This window comes from Streptomyces sp. ICC1 (assembly GCF_003287935.1).
Classification (GTDB): domain Bacteria; phylum Actinomycetota; class Actinomycetes; order Streptomycetales; family Streptomycetaceae; genus Streptomyces; species Streptomyces tritrimontium.
The window spans coordinates 6,050,282-6,062,747 of record NZ_CP030287.1; the positions used below are offsets into that span (position 1 = coordinate 6,050,282).

14 protein-coding genes and 1 pseudogene are annotated in these 12,466 nt (G+C 73.1%); 10 read left to right on the forward strand and 5 right to left on the reverse strand.

The genetic code is table 11. The features are described from left to right. Positions 1 to 150 precede the first annotated feature (150 nt). From DRB96_RS28470 to DRB96_RS28480, 3 genes are all read left to right on the forward strand, one after another. Positions 151 to 1,482 carry a glycosyltransferase family 4 protein gene (locus DRB96_RS28470; protein ID WP_112451044.1) on the forward strand — a complete coding sequence of 444 codons (1,332 nt, stop codon included), beginning with the start codon at positions 151 to 153 and terminating at the stop codon, positions 1,480 to 1,482. A gap of 61 nt (positions 1,483 to 1,543) precedes the next feature. Continuing rightward, positions 1,544 to 2,290 (forward strand): class I SAM-dependent methyltransferase, encoded by a 747-nt coding sequence (locus DRB96_RS28475; RefSeq protein WP_112451045.1) that lies wholly within the window; start codon positions 1,544 to 1,546, stop codon positions 2,288 to 2,290. After that, positions 2,287 to 3,375 carry a prenyltransferase/squalene oxidase repeat-containing protein gene (locus DRB96_RS28480; RefSeq protein WP_112451046.1) on the forward strand — a complete coding sequence of 363 codons (1,089 nt, stop codon included), beginning with the start codon at positions 2,287 to 2,289 and terminating at the stop codon, positions 3,373 to 3,375. Before DRB96_RS28475 ends, DRB96_RS28480 begins: the two co-directional genes overlap by 4 nt. A gap of 118 nt (positions 3,376 to 3,493) precedes the next feature. On the opposite strand, the gene DRB96_RS28485 is transcribed toward DRB96_RS28480, so the two are convergent. Beyond that, complete coding sequence (locus DRB96_RS28485; protein WP_112451047.1) at positions 3,494 to 3,796, reverse strand: hypothetical protein; 303 nt, start codon at positions 3,794 to 3,796, stop codon at positions 3,494 to 3,496. 113 nt (positions 3,797 to 3,909) lie between these two features. Here DRB96_RS28485 and DRB96_RS28490 point away from each other — a divergent pair, with 113 nt between their 5' ends. Both DRB96_RS28490 and DRB96_RS28495 read left to right on the forward strand, forming a co-directional pair. Further along, the gene (locus DRB96_RS28490; RefSeq protein WP_112451048.1) at positions 3,910 to 4,554 is read left to right on the forward strand and encodes a hypothetical protein; all 645 of its coding nucleotides are present in this window, start codon (positions 3,910 to 3,912) and stop codon (positions 4,552 to 4,554) included. A gap of 60 nt (positions 4,555 to 4,614) precedes the next feature. Continuing rightward, the gene (locus tag DRB96_RS28495; protein ID WP_112451049.1) at positions 4,615 to 5,067 is read left to right on the forward strand and encodes a hypothetical protein; all 453 of its coding nucleotides are present in this window, start codon (positions 4,615 to 4,617) and stop codon (positions 5,065 to 5,067) included. Between the two features lie 25 nt (positions 5,068 to 5,092). On the opposite strand, the gene DRB96_RS43890 is transcribed toward DRB96_RS28495, so the two are convergent. Both DRB96_RS43890 and DRB96_RS43895 read right to left on the reverse strand, forming a co-directional pair. Next, positions 5,093 to 5,911 carry an LLM class F420-dependent oxidoreductase gene (locus DRB96_RS43890; protein ID WP_275432085.1) on the reverse strand — a complete coding sequence of 273 codons (819 nt, stop codon included), beginning with the start codon at positions 5,909 to 5,911 and terminating at the stop codon, positions 5,093 to 5,095. Positions 5,912 to 5,944: 33 nt separating this feature from the next. After that, positions 5,945 to 6,604 (reverse strand): annotated as a pseudogene (locus DRB96_RS43895) (YoaK family protein); the annotation flags it as partial. Positions 6,605 to 6,999: 395 nt separating this feature from the next. Here DRB96_RS43895 and DRB96_RS28505 point away from each other — a divergent pair. The 5 genes from DRB96_RS28505 to DRB96_RS28525 all read left to right on the forward strand — a co-directional run bounded on the left by DRB96_RS28505 (position 7,000) and on the right by DRB96_RS28525 (position 10,860). Then, positions 7,000 to 7,434, forward strand: a complete 435-nt coding sequence (locus tag DRB96_RS28505; protein WP_112451051.1) for a VOC family protein — start codon at positions 7,000 to 7,002, stop codon at positions 7,432 to 7,434. 30 nt (positions 7,435 to 7,464) lie between these two features. Further along, the gene (locus DRB96_RS28510; RefSeq protein WP_112453777.1) at positions 7,465 to 8,169 is read left to right on the forward strand and encodes an epimerase; all 705 of its coding nucleotides are present in this window, start codon (positions 7,465 to 7,467) and stop codon (positions 8,167 to 8,169) included. A 72-nt stretch (positions 8,170 to 8,241) separates the two neighbouring features. Beyond that, on the forward strand, positions 8,242 to 9,450 hold the full coding sequence (locus DRB96_RS28515) for an RNA ligase (protein WP_112451052.1): 1,209 nt from the start codon (positions 8,242 to 8,244) through the stop codon (positions 9,448 to 9,450). A gap of 2 nt (positions 9,451 to 9,452) precedes the next feature. After that, positions 9,453 to 10,421, forward strand: a complete 969-nt coding sequence (locus DRB96_RS28520; protein ID WP_239516553.1) for an AAA family ATPase — start codon at positions 9,453 to 9,455, stop codon at positions 10,419 to 10,421. Between the two features lie 94 nt (positions 10,422 to 10,515). Continuing rightward, positions 10,516 to 10,860, forward strand: a complete 345-nt coding sequence (locus DRB96_RS28525; RefSeq protein WP_112453782.1) for an NTP pyrophosphohydrolase — start codon at positions 10,516 to 10,518, stop codon at positions 10,858 to 10,860. An 18-nt stretch (positions 10,861 to 10,878) separates the two neighbouring features. On the opposite strand, the gene DRB96_RS28530 is transcribed toward DRB96_RS28525, so the two are convergent. Further along, positions 10,879 to 11,565, reverse strand: coding sequence for a hypothetical protein (locus DRB96_RS28530; RefSeq protein ID WP_112451053.1), 687 nt, complete (start codon positions 11,563 to 11,565; stop codon positions 10,879 to 10,881). 113 nt (positions 11,566 to 11,678) lie between these two features. Beyond that, positions 11,679 to 12,155 (reverse strand): hypothetical protein, encoded by a 477-nt coding sequence (locus tag DRB96_RS28535; protein ID WP_112451054.1) that lies wholly within the window; start codon positions 12,153 to 12,155, stop codon positions 11,679 to 11,681. Between the last annotated feature and the right edge of the window lie 311 nt (positions 12,156 to 12,466).

Consider the following 12,466-nt stretch of genomic DNA (forward strand, 5'->3'; position numbering starts at 1 on the left):
GAGCCGTGGCGCGAATCACCTGCCACCCCTCTTACGGTGTGGTTTCCGGCCGGTAGATTCAATGGTCTTCAACGGATCAAGTCTGAAACTTGTTCTACATTATCCGAGCGGTTACGCTCCGGCGAAAGTGCAGGGAGAAGGGGGCCGAGAGTGACCGCTGAGGCCATGGTGACGAGCCCTTTCACGGGTTCACCCGCCGACGGCAGCCGTCCGTTGCGGATCGCGCTCCTCACCTATAAGGGGAACCCGTTCTGCGGTGGCCAGGGCGTCTACGTCCGGCACCTCTCGCGCGAGCTCGTGAAGCTGGGCCACTCCGTCGAGGTGATCGGCGCGCAGCCCTACCCGGTCCTCGACACCGGCGCCACGCTCACCGAGCTCCCGAGCCTCGACCTCTACCGCAGCCCCGACCCGTTCCGGACGCCCAAGCGCGGCGAGTACCGGGACTGGATCGACGCCGTCGAGGTCGCCACCATGTGGACCGGCGGGTTTCCCGAACCGCTGACCTTCTCGCTGCGCGCCCGCCGCCACCTGGCCGCCCGCGCGGGCGAGTTCGACGTCATCCACGACAACCAGACCCTCGGGTACGGGCTGTTGGGCGAGCTGGGCGCTCCGTTGGTCACCACCATCCACCACCCCATCACCGTCGACCGCGAACTGGACCTGGCCGCCGCCAAGGACCGCAAGAAGCGCGCCTCCGTGCGGCGTTGGTACGGATTCACGCGCATGCAGGGCCGCGTCGCCCGCCGCCTGTCCTCCGTCCTCACCGTCTCCGGCTCCTCCAAGCAGGAGATCGCCGACCACCTCGGCGTCCAGGGCGAGCGCATCCACGTCGTCCACATCGGCGCCGACACCGACCTGTGGTCGCCCGACGCCTCCGTGGCCGAGGTGCCCGGGCGGATCGTGACGACCTCCAGCGCCGACGTCCCGCTCAAGGGGCTCGTCCACCTCGTCGAGGCGCTCGCGAAGCTCCGTACCGAACAGCCCGACGCCCACCTCGTCGTCGTCGGCAAGCGCGCCGAGAAGGGCCCGGTCGCCCGCGCCATCGAGACGTACGGGCTCCAGGACGCCGTCCGATTCGTCAAGGGCATCACCGACGCCGAACTCGTCGACCTCGTGCGCAGCGCGCAGGTCGCCTGCGTCCCCTCCCTCTACGAGGGCTTCTCGCTCCCGGCCGCCGAGGCCATGGCCACCGGCACCCCGCTGGTCGCCACCACCGGCGGCGCGATCCCCGAGGTCACGGGCCCCGACGGCGAGACCTGCCTCGCGGTCCCGCCCGGCGACGCGGGCGCGCTGGCCACGGCCCTCGCCCGGCTGCTCGGCGACCCCGAGCTGCGCGCCGGACTCGGCGCCGCCGGCCGCGAGCGCGTGCTGGCCCGCTTCACCTGGGCCAAGGCCGCCGAGGGCACCGTCGTGCACTACCGCGCCGCCATGGAGCGGGCCGCGAAGGCCTCGGCCGACTCCCGTGGCCGCGGCACCCGGTGACCTTCACCTTCCGTCCGATGCAGTTCCCCTCTCACCCCCGCGACCGCGAAGGCAGGACCACGTGCTGACCGTCGATTTCTCCCGGTTCCCGCTCGCCGCAGGCGACCGCGTACTCGATCTGGGCTGCGGCGCAGGCCGGCACGCCTTCGAGTGCTACCGGCGAGGCGCCCAGGTGGTCGCCCTCGACCGCAACGGCGAGGAGATCCGCGAGGTCGCCAAGTGGTTCGCCGCGATGAAGGAGGCCGGCGAGGCCCCGGCCGGCGCCACCGCCACCGCGATGGAGGGCGACGCCCTCGCCCTGCCCTTCCCCGACGACTCCTTCGACGTCGTCATCATCTCCGAGGTGATGGAGCACATCCCCGACGACAAGGGCGTCCTCGCCGAGATGGTCCGCGTCCTGAAGCCCGGCGGACGCATCGCCATCACCGTGCCGCGCTACGGACCCGAGAAGATCTGCTGGGCGCTCTCCGACGCCTACCACGAGGTCGAGGGCGGCCACATCCGCATCTACAAGGGCGACGAGCTGCTCGGCAAGATGGAGGCCGCCGGCCTCAAGCCGTACGGCACGCACCACGCGCACGGCCTGCACTCGCCGTACTGGTGGCTCAAGTGCGCCTTCGGCGTCGACAACGACAAGGTCCTGCCCGTCAAGGCGTACCACAAGCTCCTGGTCTGGGACATCATGAAGAAGCCGCTGGCCACGCGGCTGGCGGAGCAGGCCCTCAACCCGGTCATCGGCAAGAGCTTCGTCGCCTACGCGACCAAGCCGCACCTGCCCGTGGGCGCGGCCGCGGGCGCCGAGAAGTGAGCTCGCCCGGGCGCACCGCACCCGAGCACCTCGTCCTGGACGGCGTGCTGACCGCCGATCAGGCCGCCGCCACGGTCGCCGGGATCCTCGCCGCGCAGCGCGCGGACGGGGCGATCCCGTGGTTCCGCGGCCACCACCTCGACCCGTGGGACCACACCGAGGCCGCCATGGCGCTGGACGCGGCGGGCGAGCACGAGGCCGCGGAGCGTGCGTACGACTGGCTCGCGCGCCACCAGAACGAGGACGGCTCCTGGTTCGCCGCCTACGCGGACCGCGAGGACGGGGTCGACACCCACGCGCCGCAGGACGCGAGCCGGGAGACGAACTTCGTCGCGTACATAGCCGTCGGCGCCTGGCACCACCACCTGTCCACCGGGGACGACGCCTTCCTCGACCGCATGTGGCCGGCCGTGTACGCGGCCGTGGAGTTCGTCCTGCGGCTCCAGCAGCCCGGCGGCGAGATCGGCTGGAAGCGCGAGCCGTCCGGCGAGGACGTCCGCGACGCCCTGCTGACCGGGTCCTCCTCCATCCACCAGGCGCTGCGCTGCGCGCTGGCCATCGCCGAGCACCGGGGCGAGCCGCAGCCGGACTGGGAGCTGGCCGCGGGCGCCCTCGGACACGCGATACGCCGCCACCCGGAGCGGTTCCTCGACAAGTCCCACTACTCCATGGACTGGTACTACCCGGTCCTGGGCGGCGCGCTCACCGGCGCGCAGGCCAAGGCGCGCATCGAGGAGCGGTGGGACGAGTTCGTCGTCCCGGACCTGGGCGTGCGCTGCGTGCTGCCCAACCCCTGGGTGACGGGCGGGGAATCCTGCGAGCTCGCGCTCGCGCTCTGGGCGACGGGGGAGTCCGACCGGGCGCTGGAGATCCTGCGCTCCGTCGGGCACCTGCGGGCCGAGAACGGCATGTACTGGACCGGTTACGTCTTCAAGGACCGGGCGGTCTGGCCCGTCGAGCAGACGACGTGGACGGCGGGCTCGCTGCTCCTCGCGGTCGCCGCGCTGGGCGGGGACGAGGCCACGGGCGTCGTCTTCGGCGGGCTGACCCTGCCGGCCGGCCTGGAGCCGGACTGCTGCGCCTGAGACCGGTGACCGCCCGTCCCCCGGCCCGGCCGGGGGACGAGCGACGGGCGTGCGGCGGTGACGGAAGTTCGGTGGTGACGGGCGGCCGCGGCCGCGGGTGTGCGCCGATGAGCGGGCGTCAGCGGCGGTACAGGCGGCCCGCGATGGCGTGGCCGACGACCAGGTAGGCGACGGCCGCGATGCCGTAGCCGACGACCACCTGGATCCATTCGCGGTCGAAGGTGAACAGGTCGTAGGACCAGCCGGCCAGCCAGGTCGCCGCGTCGTGGATGAAGTCCACCAGGGCGTTCCCCTGGTTGGCGTCCAGCAGGTACAGCAGGATCCACAGGCCGATCACGAAGGCCATGACGTCCGCCACGACCGCGACGGCGCGGCCCGCCTGGCTGCTTCCTCTGGTGTGCACTCGCGTATGTGTGGGCATGGTCCGCGTGTTGCCGATTCCGGGCCCGGTAAACCCGAACGGATCCCCCAGGTGGCGCAGCCGTGCGCCCGGGGTGAGGCTGCGGGAGACCCCTGAGTCCCCGGAGGCAACCCGTGTCCGTACCCACCCGAACCGTCCGATTCCGTCGCGGCCTCACCGCGGTGCTGCTGTCCTGCGCACTGCTCGGCGGGGCCACCGCCTGCGGCTCGGGCGGCGGCAACGACGCCGCCGCCGGCCAGAGCGACGAGATCTCGGTGGCCATGGCCGCGTTCGCCGAGGCCGACGCCGCCGCCTCGGCCGAGGACGCGGAGGCGGCCGCCGCCTCGCCCTCGCCCAGCACCGAGGCGGAGAAGCAGAAGTTCGCCAAGGCGCGCTTCGTGGCCAACGCCGGACTCGCGGCCGGCGCCACGTACCAGTGGATCATCAAGCCGTACCGCGCGGGCAAGTTCAAGAAGGGCACCAAGGGCCGCACCTTCGCGCTCGTCAAGGCGGGCCTCGCGGGCGCCTTCGCCTACAACCGGCTGAAGGCCGCGAGCGAGAACGCCAAGGGCGACCCGCTGCTGTCGAAGGCCGTGGGCCCGCTGACGGCGGGCATCGACTCCCTCAAGGGCCTCGGCTCCAAGCTGCGCAAGGGCCAGGCCGGGGACTCCGACATCGGCGCCTTCGAGGACATCATCAACGGCGTCAAGGACGCCGGGAAGAGCGCCGGAGCCACGGTGACGGACAAGATCCCGAGCGCGGGCCAGCTGACGGGCTGACCCCGCACCCCCGGAGACTGGCCGGGCCGGATCACCGGTCCGGCCTGTTTCAATGGACCGGTGATCGAGTACGTGTTCCTCGCCGGCGCGGCCGCCGGAACCGGCTGGCTGGTCCGCCGCAAGCAGCGCCGGCGCCAGGCCGCCGGGCCCGTCGCCGGCATCCCCTGCATGGCCCGGCAGCCCGCCGGCCGGGGCCGCTGGCGCATGGGCAGGGTGTACGCGGACCCGGGCGCGGTCCGCTGGGTGCCCCGCCGGGGCGAGCCCGTGCTCCTCGCCGACGGCCGGTCCACGGCCGTGCGGGTGCCCTCCGTGAAGGAGGGCATTTCCATCAACCCCGGCTCGCGGATCGTGACCTGCGCGTACGCGGAGCCCGGCACCGCCGGCACCGGCACCGGCAGCATCGAGATCGCCGTGATGCCGCTGGACCTGCGCGAGCTGGCCGCCGCCCTCCCGCAGGCGGACCCGGAGCCGGACCCGGAGCCGGAGCCGGGCCCGGGCCCCGAGATCCCCTAGGGCCCGGCCGGCGCAGGTCACAGCACTAGCTGTTCAGCTCCGCCAGCACCCGCAGCGTGTGCGGGTCCGGTGCCGTCACGAGCAGGTCGGTGACCGGGCCCTTGCGCCACAGTTCGAGGCGTTCCGCGATCCGCTCCCGGGGGCCGACCAGGGAGATCTCGTCGGCGAAGGCGTCCGGGACGGCCATGACCGCCTCCTCCTTGCGCCCGGCGAGGAACAGCTCCTGGATCCGGTGCGCCTCCTCCTCGTAGCCCATCCGCCCCATCAGGTCGGCGTGGAAGTTGCGGGCCGCGTGCCCCATGCCGCCGATGTAGAAGCCGAGCATCGCCTTCACCGGGAGCAGCCCCTCGGTGACGTCGTCGCAGACCTTGGCCCGCGCCATCGGGGCGATCATGAACCCCTCGGGGAGGTCGGCCAGCGAGGCCTGGTAGACGTCGGTGCGGGTCGGCGACCAGTACAGGGGGAGCCAGCCGTCCGCGATGCGGGTGGTCTGGGCGATGTTCTTGGGGCCTTCCGCGCCGAGCAGGACCGGCAGGTCCGCGCGCAGCGGGTGGGTGATGGGCTTGAGCGGCTTGCCGATGCCGGTGCCGTCGGCGCCCCGGTACGGGTGGCTGTGGAAGCGGCCGTCCAGCGCGACGGGGGCCTCGCGGCGCAGCACCTGGCGGATGACGTCCACGTACTCGCGGGTCGCCGTCAGCGGGCTGGAGGGGAAGGGGCGCCCGTACCAGCCCTCGACGACCTGGGGGCCGGACAGGCCGAGGCCGAGCATCATCCGGCCGCCGGAGAGGTGGTCCAGGGTCAGCGCCTGCATCGCGGCCTCACACGGGTTGAGCGTCGGCGTCATCAGATAGTGATAAGCGACAGGGACCACGCAGACCAGCAGGCCCACGGCCGAGGCGAGCGCCCACACCGATCCGTGACGCAGGGTCAGCAGACCCCCGGCCAGCGCCCCCAGCAGCAGGGCCGCGACCGTCACGAGGCGGCGCAGGGAGGCGGGCCCCCACCGGTCGGCCGCCAGCCCGGTCAGCGCCCGGGTGACCACGGTGGTGGTCAGGTCGGGCACCGCGATCCGGTGCACCACGGCGTTCTGCAGGCCCATGCCCAGCGCGAGCAGGGCGATGACGGGCGGTGGCCCCGCGCCGGCCGCCGTCAGGGCGAGCGCCCCGCCCACCAGTACGGTCTGCGCGGCGACCAGCGGCGCGAACATCCGGCCGGCCCCGCTGGCCGGCCGCAGCCGGCCCGCGGCCAGCGCGCCGGTCAGGAAGGCGCCGACGGCCAGCAAGGAGTCCGGGGCGGACAGCGACCGGTCGCCGGCGAGCGCGAAGCCGAGGAAGACGACGTTGCCCGTCATGTTGGCGACGAAGACGTGGCCGAGCCCCAAGTAGCTCACCGCGTCGACCACACCGCTGACGAAGGTGAGGACGATCAGCAGCGGCGGCAGCACCCCGTGGACGGACTCGGAGCCGTCCGGGCCCGGCGGGAACAGGAGCGCCGCCAGCGGCCGCAGGATCCCGCGCCGCCGCCCGGTGGAGGTCATGGGGGTCCCTTGCACAGTGTCTTCGCCCCCGGGGAACGGTAGCGGCCCCGGGCGCACGGGCGAAGGAGCGACCCGCGCCCTTCAGGGGGTGTCTGGTGGATCTCCGCGGCGTCGCGACGCCCGGCACGCACTAGTGCTGTGACCGGAAAGGTCCACCGGGTCGCGGCGCCCGGCGCGGCACCTCGCCGCGTTGTCGGACCACACCGGTACGTCCAGTACGAGGCGTGCTCCTCCGCCCGGGGGCCCCTCCCAGCGGTAGCTGGGGGAGATGCACCGCACCGAACACCGCGACCCGGCGAACCTTTCCGGTCACAGCACTAGCCGGCCGGGGGCCCGGCCCGGCCCGATCGCGGCGCCACCGGGCCGCTGTCAGACCCCGGCGATAGGGTCCCGCCATGGCCTACACATTCCAAGTGACCGTCGACTCCGCACACCCGCACGCCCTCGCAGACTGGTGGGCCGAGGCCCTCGGATGGGAAGTCGAGCCCAGTGACGAGAAGTTCATTCGCGGCCTGATCGCCGCCGGGCACGCGAGCGAGGAGGACACCACCACGCACCGGGGCGTCCTCGTCTGGAAGGCGGGCGGGGCCATCCGCCATCCCGAAGGCCTCGAGCGGGCGCCCCGGGTCCTCTTCCAGCTGATCGAGGAGCCCAAGACCGTCAAGAACCGCGTCCACCTCGACATCCGCACCGGCGAGGACGACCCCGCGGCCCTCGTCGAGCGGCTCCTCGCCAAGGGGGCCGAGCACCGGCACGACGGCCGCCAGGGCCCCTTCGCCTGGACCACCCTCACCGACCCCGAGGGCAACGAGCTCTGCGTCTCCCACTGAGCGCGGGCACGCCCGCATAGGGTGGGCGACGTGAACGTCATCCTCTTCGGCGCGACCGGAATGATCGGCCGGGGCGTGCTGCGCGAATGCCTGCGCGACGACTCGGTGGAAAGCGTCCTGGCCGTCGGCCGCACCCCCCTGGCCGTCACCCACCCCAAGCTGCGCGAGCTCGTCCAGGCCGACCCGACCGACCTGTCGGCGCCCGGCCTGGACCTCGCCGCGTACGACGCGTGCTTCTTCTGCCTCGGGATCTCCTCCTTCCGGATGAAGGAGGAGGAGTACCGCCGGATCACCTACGACCTGACGCTCCGGGCGGCCCGCACCCTGGCCGGGGCCAACCCCGGGCTGACCTTCGCCTACGTCTCGGGCGAGGGCACGGACAGCACCGAGCAGGGCCGCTCCATGTGGGCCCGGGTCAAGGGGGAGACCGAGAACGATCTGCTCAAACTCCCCTTCGACGCCTACATGTTCCGCCCGGGGATCGTCCGGCCGGACCGCGGCACGCCCTCCAAGACCCCGCTCTACCGCGCCGCCTACGCCGTCACCGCGCCCCTCTTCCCGATCCTTGGGCGCGTCGCGCCCGACCTCGTCACCACCACCCGGGCACTGGGCCGCGCCATGATCGCGGTCGCCGCCGCCGGCCCCGGCGGCGCGGACACCCGGCGGATCCTGCGGGCGGCCGACATCAACCGGCTGGGCGGCGAAGGCCGAAGCCGTGCCGCGGACCCCCGCTAACCAGCGAATATTCGGTTTCGGCCGGGCCCTTCCGCCCCCGAGAATGAGGCATCTCGAACCGGGAGGAACCCCATGAGCCAGGACCGCCTGACTCTGCACGACCTGATGCCCGCGCAGGCGCTGACCGAGGCCATCGACGCCGGATACGTGACCCGCAAGGCACACCCCGAGCTGCCGCTGTCCATTTACACCTACACCCGGACCGCCCAGTACGAGCGGGTCTGGAACCAGGTCACCACGCGCTGCCGCGGCCTCGTCGCCGACGACGACACCGGCGCCGTCATCGCGCTGCCGCTGCCCAAGTTCTTCAACGTCGGCGAGCACGAGTCCGGCCAGCCGTACGCGCCCGCCCTGCCGGACGAGCCGTTCGAGGTGTACGACAAGGTCGACGGCAGTCTCGGGGTGCTCTTCCACTACGCGGGGAAGTGGCGCGTCGCGTCCAAGGGTTCCTTCACCAGCACCCAGGCCACCTGGGCCCAGCGCCGCCTCGACGGCCGGGACACCTCCTTGCTGGTCCCCGGCACCACCTACCTCGCGGAGATCCTGTACCCGCAGAACCGCATCGTCGTCGACTACGGCGAGCGCCGCGACCTCGTCCTGCTCGCCGCCTACGGGGCGGACGGCACCGAGGTGCCGCTCGCCGAAGCCGCGGTCCACTGGCGGGACATCGGCTCCGTCGTCACCACGTGGCCCGCGATGCCGCTCGACGAACTGCTCGCGCTGACCGCCTCCAGCACGCTGCCCGGCGGCGCCGGTGCGACCGGCACCGACGCGGAGGGCTTCGTGCTGCGCTTCGCCTCGGGCGTCCGCGCCAAGGCCAAGATCGCCGAGTACGTACGGCTCCACAAGCTGCTCACCGGCGTGACCGAGCGGGACATCTGGCGCGGCCACGGCATCCAGCGGTTCGCCGGCCTGCCGGCCAAGCAGCTGGCCCAGGGCCTGAACTGCACGGTCGCCGACATCGAGGCCTACGGCGGCAAGCCGCTCGACGCGCTGCTGGAGCAGGTGCCCGACGAGTTCGACCAGTGGGTGCGCTCGGTGATCGAGGGCCTGGAGGAGCGGGCCGCGCTCCGCGAGCGCGCCATCGACGAGGCCCACGCCTCGCTCGCCCACCTGGCCGCGGACCGCGGCGCGTTCGCGCGCGCCGCCCGGTCGCTGCGCGACAGCGGCATCCGCGGCGCGCTGTTCCAGCGCCTGGACGGCAAGTCGACCGAGCTCGTCAGCTGGCGGCAGGTGCGGCCCGAGGCGTCCGACCCCTTCACGAACGACGAGGAGAACTGAGCGTGTCCGAAGTCCCCGAAACCCAGGCCCCCGAGCCGGCGGCCGAGACCCCCGCACTGCCGGTGGTCCACGTCATGACGGGTCTGCCGGCCTCCGGGAAGACGACCGCCGCGCGCGCCCTCCAGGCGGCGTCCGGCGGCCGGATGCGCCGCGTCAACCTCGACGACCTGCGGTCCATGCTCGACGTGCCGGACCCCGAGCGCGGGCGCTCGTACAAGCACGAGCAGACCGTGCTGGACATCCAGGACGCGGCCGTCAGCGCGGCCGTCGACGGCGGCTTCCACGTGGTCGTCGACAACACGCACCTGACCTCCCACATCCCCAAGCGGCTCAAGGCGGCCGTCGCGGGGCGGGCCACCTTCGTCGTGCACGACTTCACCGACGTGCCCGTGGAGGAGTGCCTGCGCCGCGACGCCGCGCGCGAGCGACAGGTCGGCGAGGAGATCATCCGGATACTCGCGGACAAGCACGCCAAGGCGCGCAAGGGCGGCTGGCGGCTCACCGCGGACTGGCTCAACGACCAGCCGGACGTCTCCCCGTACGTCGCCGACCCGGCGCTGCCCGGGGCCGTCATGTGCGATATCGACGGCACCCTCGCGCTGACCGGCGACCGCAACCCGTACGACTTCTCGCGCTGCGGGATCGACCTCCTCAACAGGCCGGTGCGCGACGCCCTCGACTCCTTCCGGCGCGCCGACGGCGACACCATCGTGCTGCTGTCCGGGCGGGGCGAGGAGCACCGGGAGCCGACCGAGGCCTGGCTGCGGGAGCACGAAGTCCCGTACGACGAGCTGTGGATGCGCGCGGCGGGCGACACGCGCCGCGACGACATCGTCAAGGCGGAGCTGTTCAACGCGCACGTGCGCGGCCGGTACGCGGTGCGGGTCTCCCTGGACGACCGCGACCGGGTGGTGGCGATCTGGCGCCGGATGGGCCTGGCGACCTGGCAGGTCAACTACGGCGACTTCTGAGCGGTCGGCCCATACTGGGGCGGTGAACGCAGGGAACGCAGGGAACGCAGGGAGCGCGGGGAATGCCGAGGGCACCGGGAGCGCGGCAGACGTCCTGATCGTCGACGGAGCCAACGTCGTCGGGTCCGTGCCGGACGGCTGGTGGCGCGACCGGCGCGCGGCCGCCGAGCGGCTGCGCGACCTGCTGGCCCGGCGGGACGGGGACCAGGAGATCGTCCTCGTGGTCGAAGGCGCCGCCCGGGGCGTCGAGTCCGTGCCCGGCGTACGGGTGGACCCGGCGCCCGGGAGCGGCGACGACCGGATCGTGCAGCTGGCGGGGGCCGTGCGCGCGGAGCACCGCGGGTGCGTCGTGGTCACGGCGGACCGCGAACTGCGCGAGCGGGTACGCGCCCTCGGAGCGCGGTGCGTGGGACCGAGGGCGGTGCGCCCGGAGGCGTGAGGCGGCGGCGCCGCCGGGTCAGCGGGCCTGGAGGCCGGCGTTGAACCCGTCGCGCAGGAGCGGATAGGCCTGGGCGACGGTCCAGCCGGCGTCCCAGCACGCGTCGCGCTCGGCCTGCCCGGCGGGCGCGGTCCCGCAGGAGCGGGACTCGTAGAAACCGGCGGCCTTCGCGACCTTGTCGGCGTTCGCGCGCAGGGTGGCGAAGGAGCCCTGGTTCTCGTGGGCGATCAGGGACAACGAGGTCTTCGCGGCCTCGGCGGCCTTGGCGGCGTTGCCGGTGCACAGTTCGGTGAGCGAGGTCGGCCGCTCGGGCCAGCACTTGGAGCCCTTTTCGGAGCCGTAGCGGGTCTCGGCGTCGTTCAGCAGGCCGACCGACTTCGCGTGGACCGCCTCCGCGTCGGGAGCCGCGACGCCGCGGGGCTGGTCCCGCCACTTCATGATGACGGTCGAGACGTCCGGCCAGGTCCGGGTCGACTGCGGGCTCTGGCCGCTCGACGGGGCCTGGGAGTTCGCGGCGGAGGGCGATGCCGGGGCCGATGCCGCGGCCGACGTGGAGGGAGAGGCGCTTCCCGAACCGCTCGGCGACGCCGCGGCGTCCGCCTTCCCGTCCGACGAGGAGCACCCGCCGAGGGAGGCTGCGACGGCCGTCACGGCCGCGAGCAACGCCAGGGGGGCCGGTCGGTTGGAACGTGCGGTACGCGGCACCGAGTCTGTCCTTCGCTCTGCCCGCAGGCCGTCTGCCTGCGGGAACAGCGTCTGTCTACCCGCTCCGCGGCCCGGACGCCAGTTCGTTGTTCCGGGATGCGGGTGCCGTCGCACTAGGAGCGGCAGTACCTCACCTCGCCGAGGTTCTTCACGTAGCGGGCCGCGACCCAGTGGTCCTTGCGGTCCATGGTGGCCGCGGCGCCCGGGCCCTCGCCGTTCATGTCCTCCTGGGCCTCCCGCTTGCCGTCCAGCAGGTACCAGAGGTTGTTGCCGTCGACGCGCTCGCCGCGCTTCTTGCACTCGATGGTGAGCTTCTGGTGCGGGTGCACCCGGCCGACCTTGTGCGAGTGGGTGGTCGGCTTGCTGCGCACGGTCAGCGGGCCGCGCGAGATGACGATGCCGCGGGCGTGCTTGCGGTCGGGGTAGTCGTCGGCGAGGTCGTCCGCCTGCTCCTGGTCGTCAACGATGTTCTCCTGGCCCGGGTTGTCGGCCAGCGGGTCGGCGTCCGCGACGGCGGCACCCGCCCCTACCAGGCCGAGCACCAGGCTTCCGGCGGCGAGAGCGAGGATGGTCCTGGTGGGCTTCAGCATGAGCCGGCTCCTCTGAGAAGACATCGGCCCGGCCGCGGAACGCGGCGCGGGGCGGCAACCAGGCGGTTGCCACCGATGACTATGGCGACGCGAAGGCCCGCAGCCCGGCTGACGCACCGTGATTTAGCCCGATATGCCCAATATGATGAGACCGGTGGTAGTCCGCGGCGAAGCTGCGACCCGGGCGCGGGGGAGGGGTGGCGGGGCCGTGCCCGCCCCCGAACGGGCACGGCCGCCTGGCGGGCCCCGGGGGGATCGGGCCACTGCCGGTTCGGGACCGGCCCAATGAAATCTACGGGTGCCCGCTCGCT

What these genes read in the sequence shown, in the direction of transcription:
- DRB96_RS28515 (WP_112451052.1), top strand. Translation starts at nt 8,242, where the DNA reads ATGAGCCAGGACCGCCTGACTCTGCACGACCTGATGCCCGCGCAGGCG.
- DRB96_RS28505 (WP_112451051.1), top strand. Translation starts at nt 7,000, where the DNA reads ATGGCCTACACATTCCAAGTGACCGTCGACTCCGCACACCCGCACGCC.
- DRB96_RS43890 (WP_275432085.1), bottom strand. Translation starts at nt 5,911, where the DNA reads ATGACGCCGACGCTCAACCCGTGTGAGGCCGCGATGCAGGCGCTGACC.
- DRB96_RS28485 (WP_112451047.1), bottom strand. Translation starts at nt 3,796, where the DNA reads ATGCCCACACATACGCGAGTGCACACCAGAGGAAGCAGCCAGGCGGGC.
- DRB96_RS28535 (WP_112451054.1), bottom strand. Translation starts at nt 12,155, where the DNA reads ATGCTGAAGCCCACCAGGACCATCCTCGCTCTCGCCGCCGGAAGCCTG.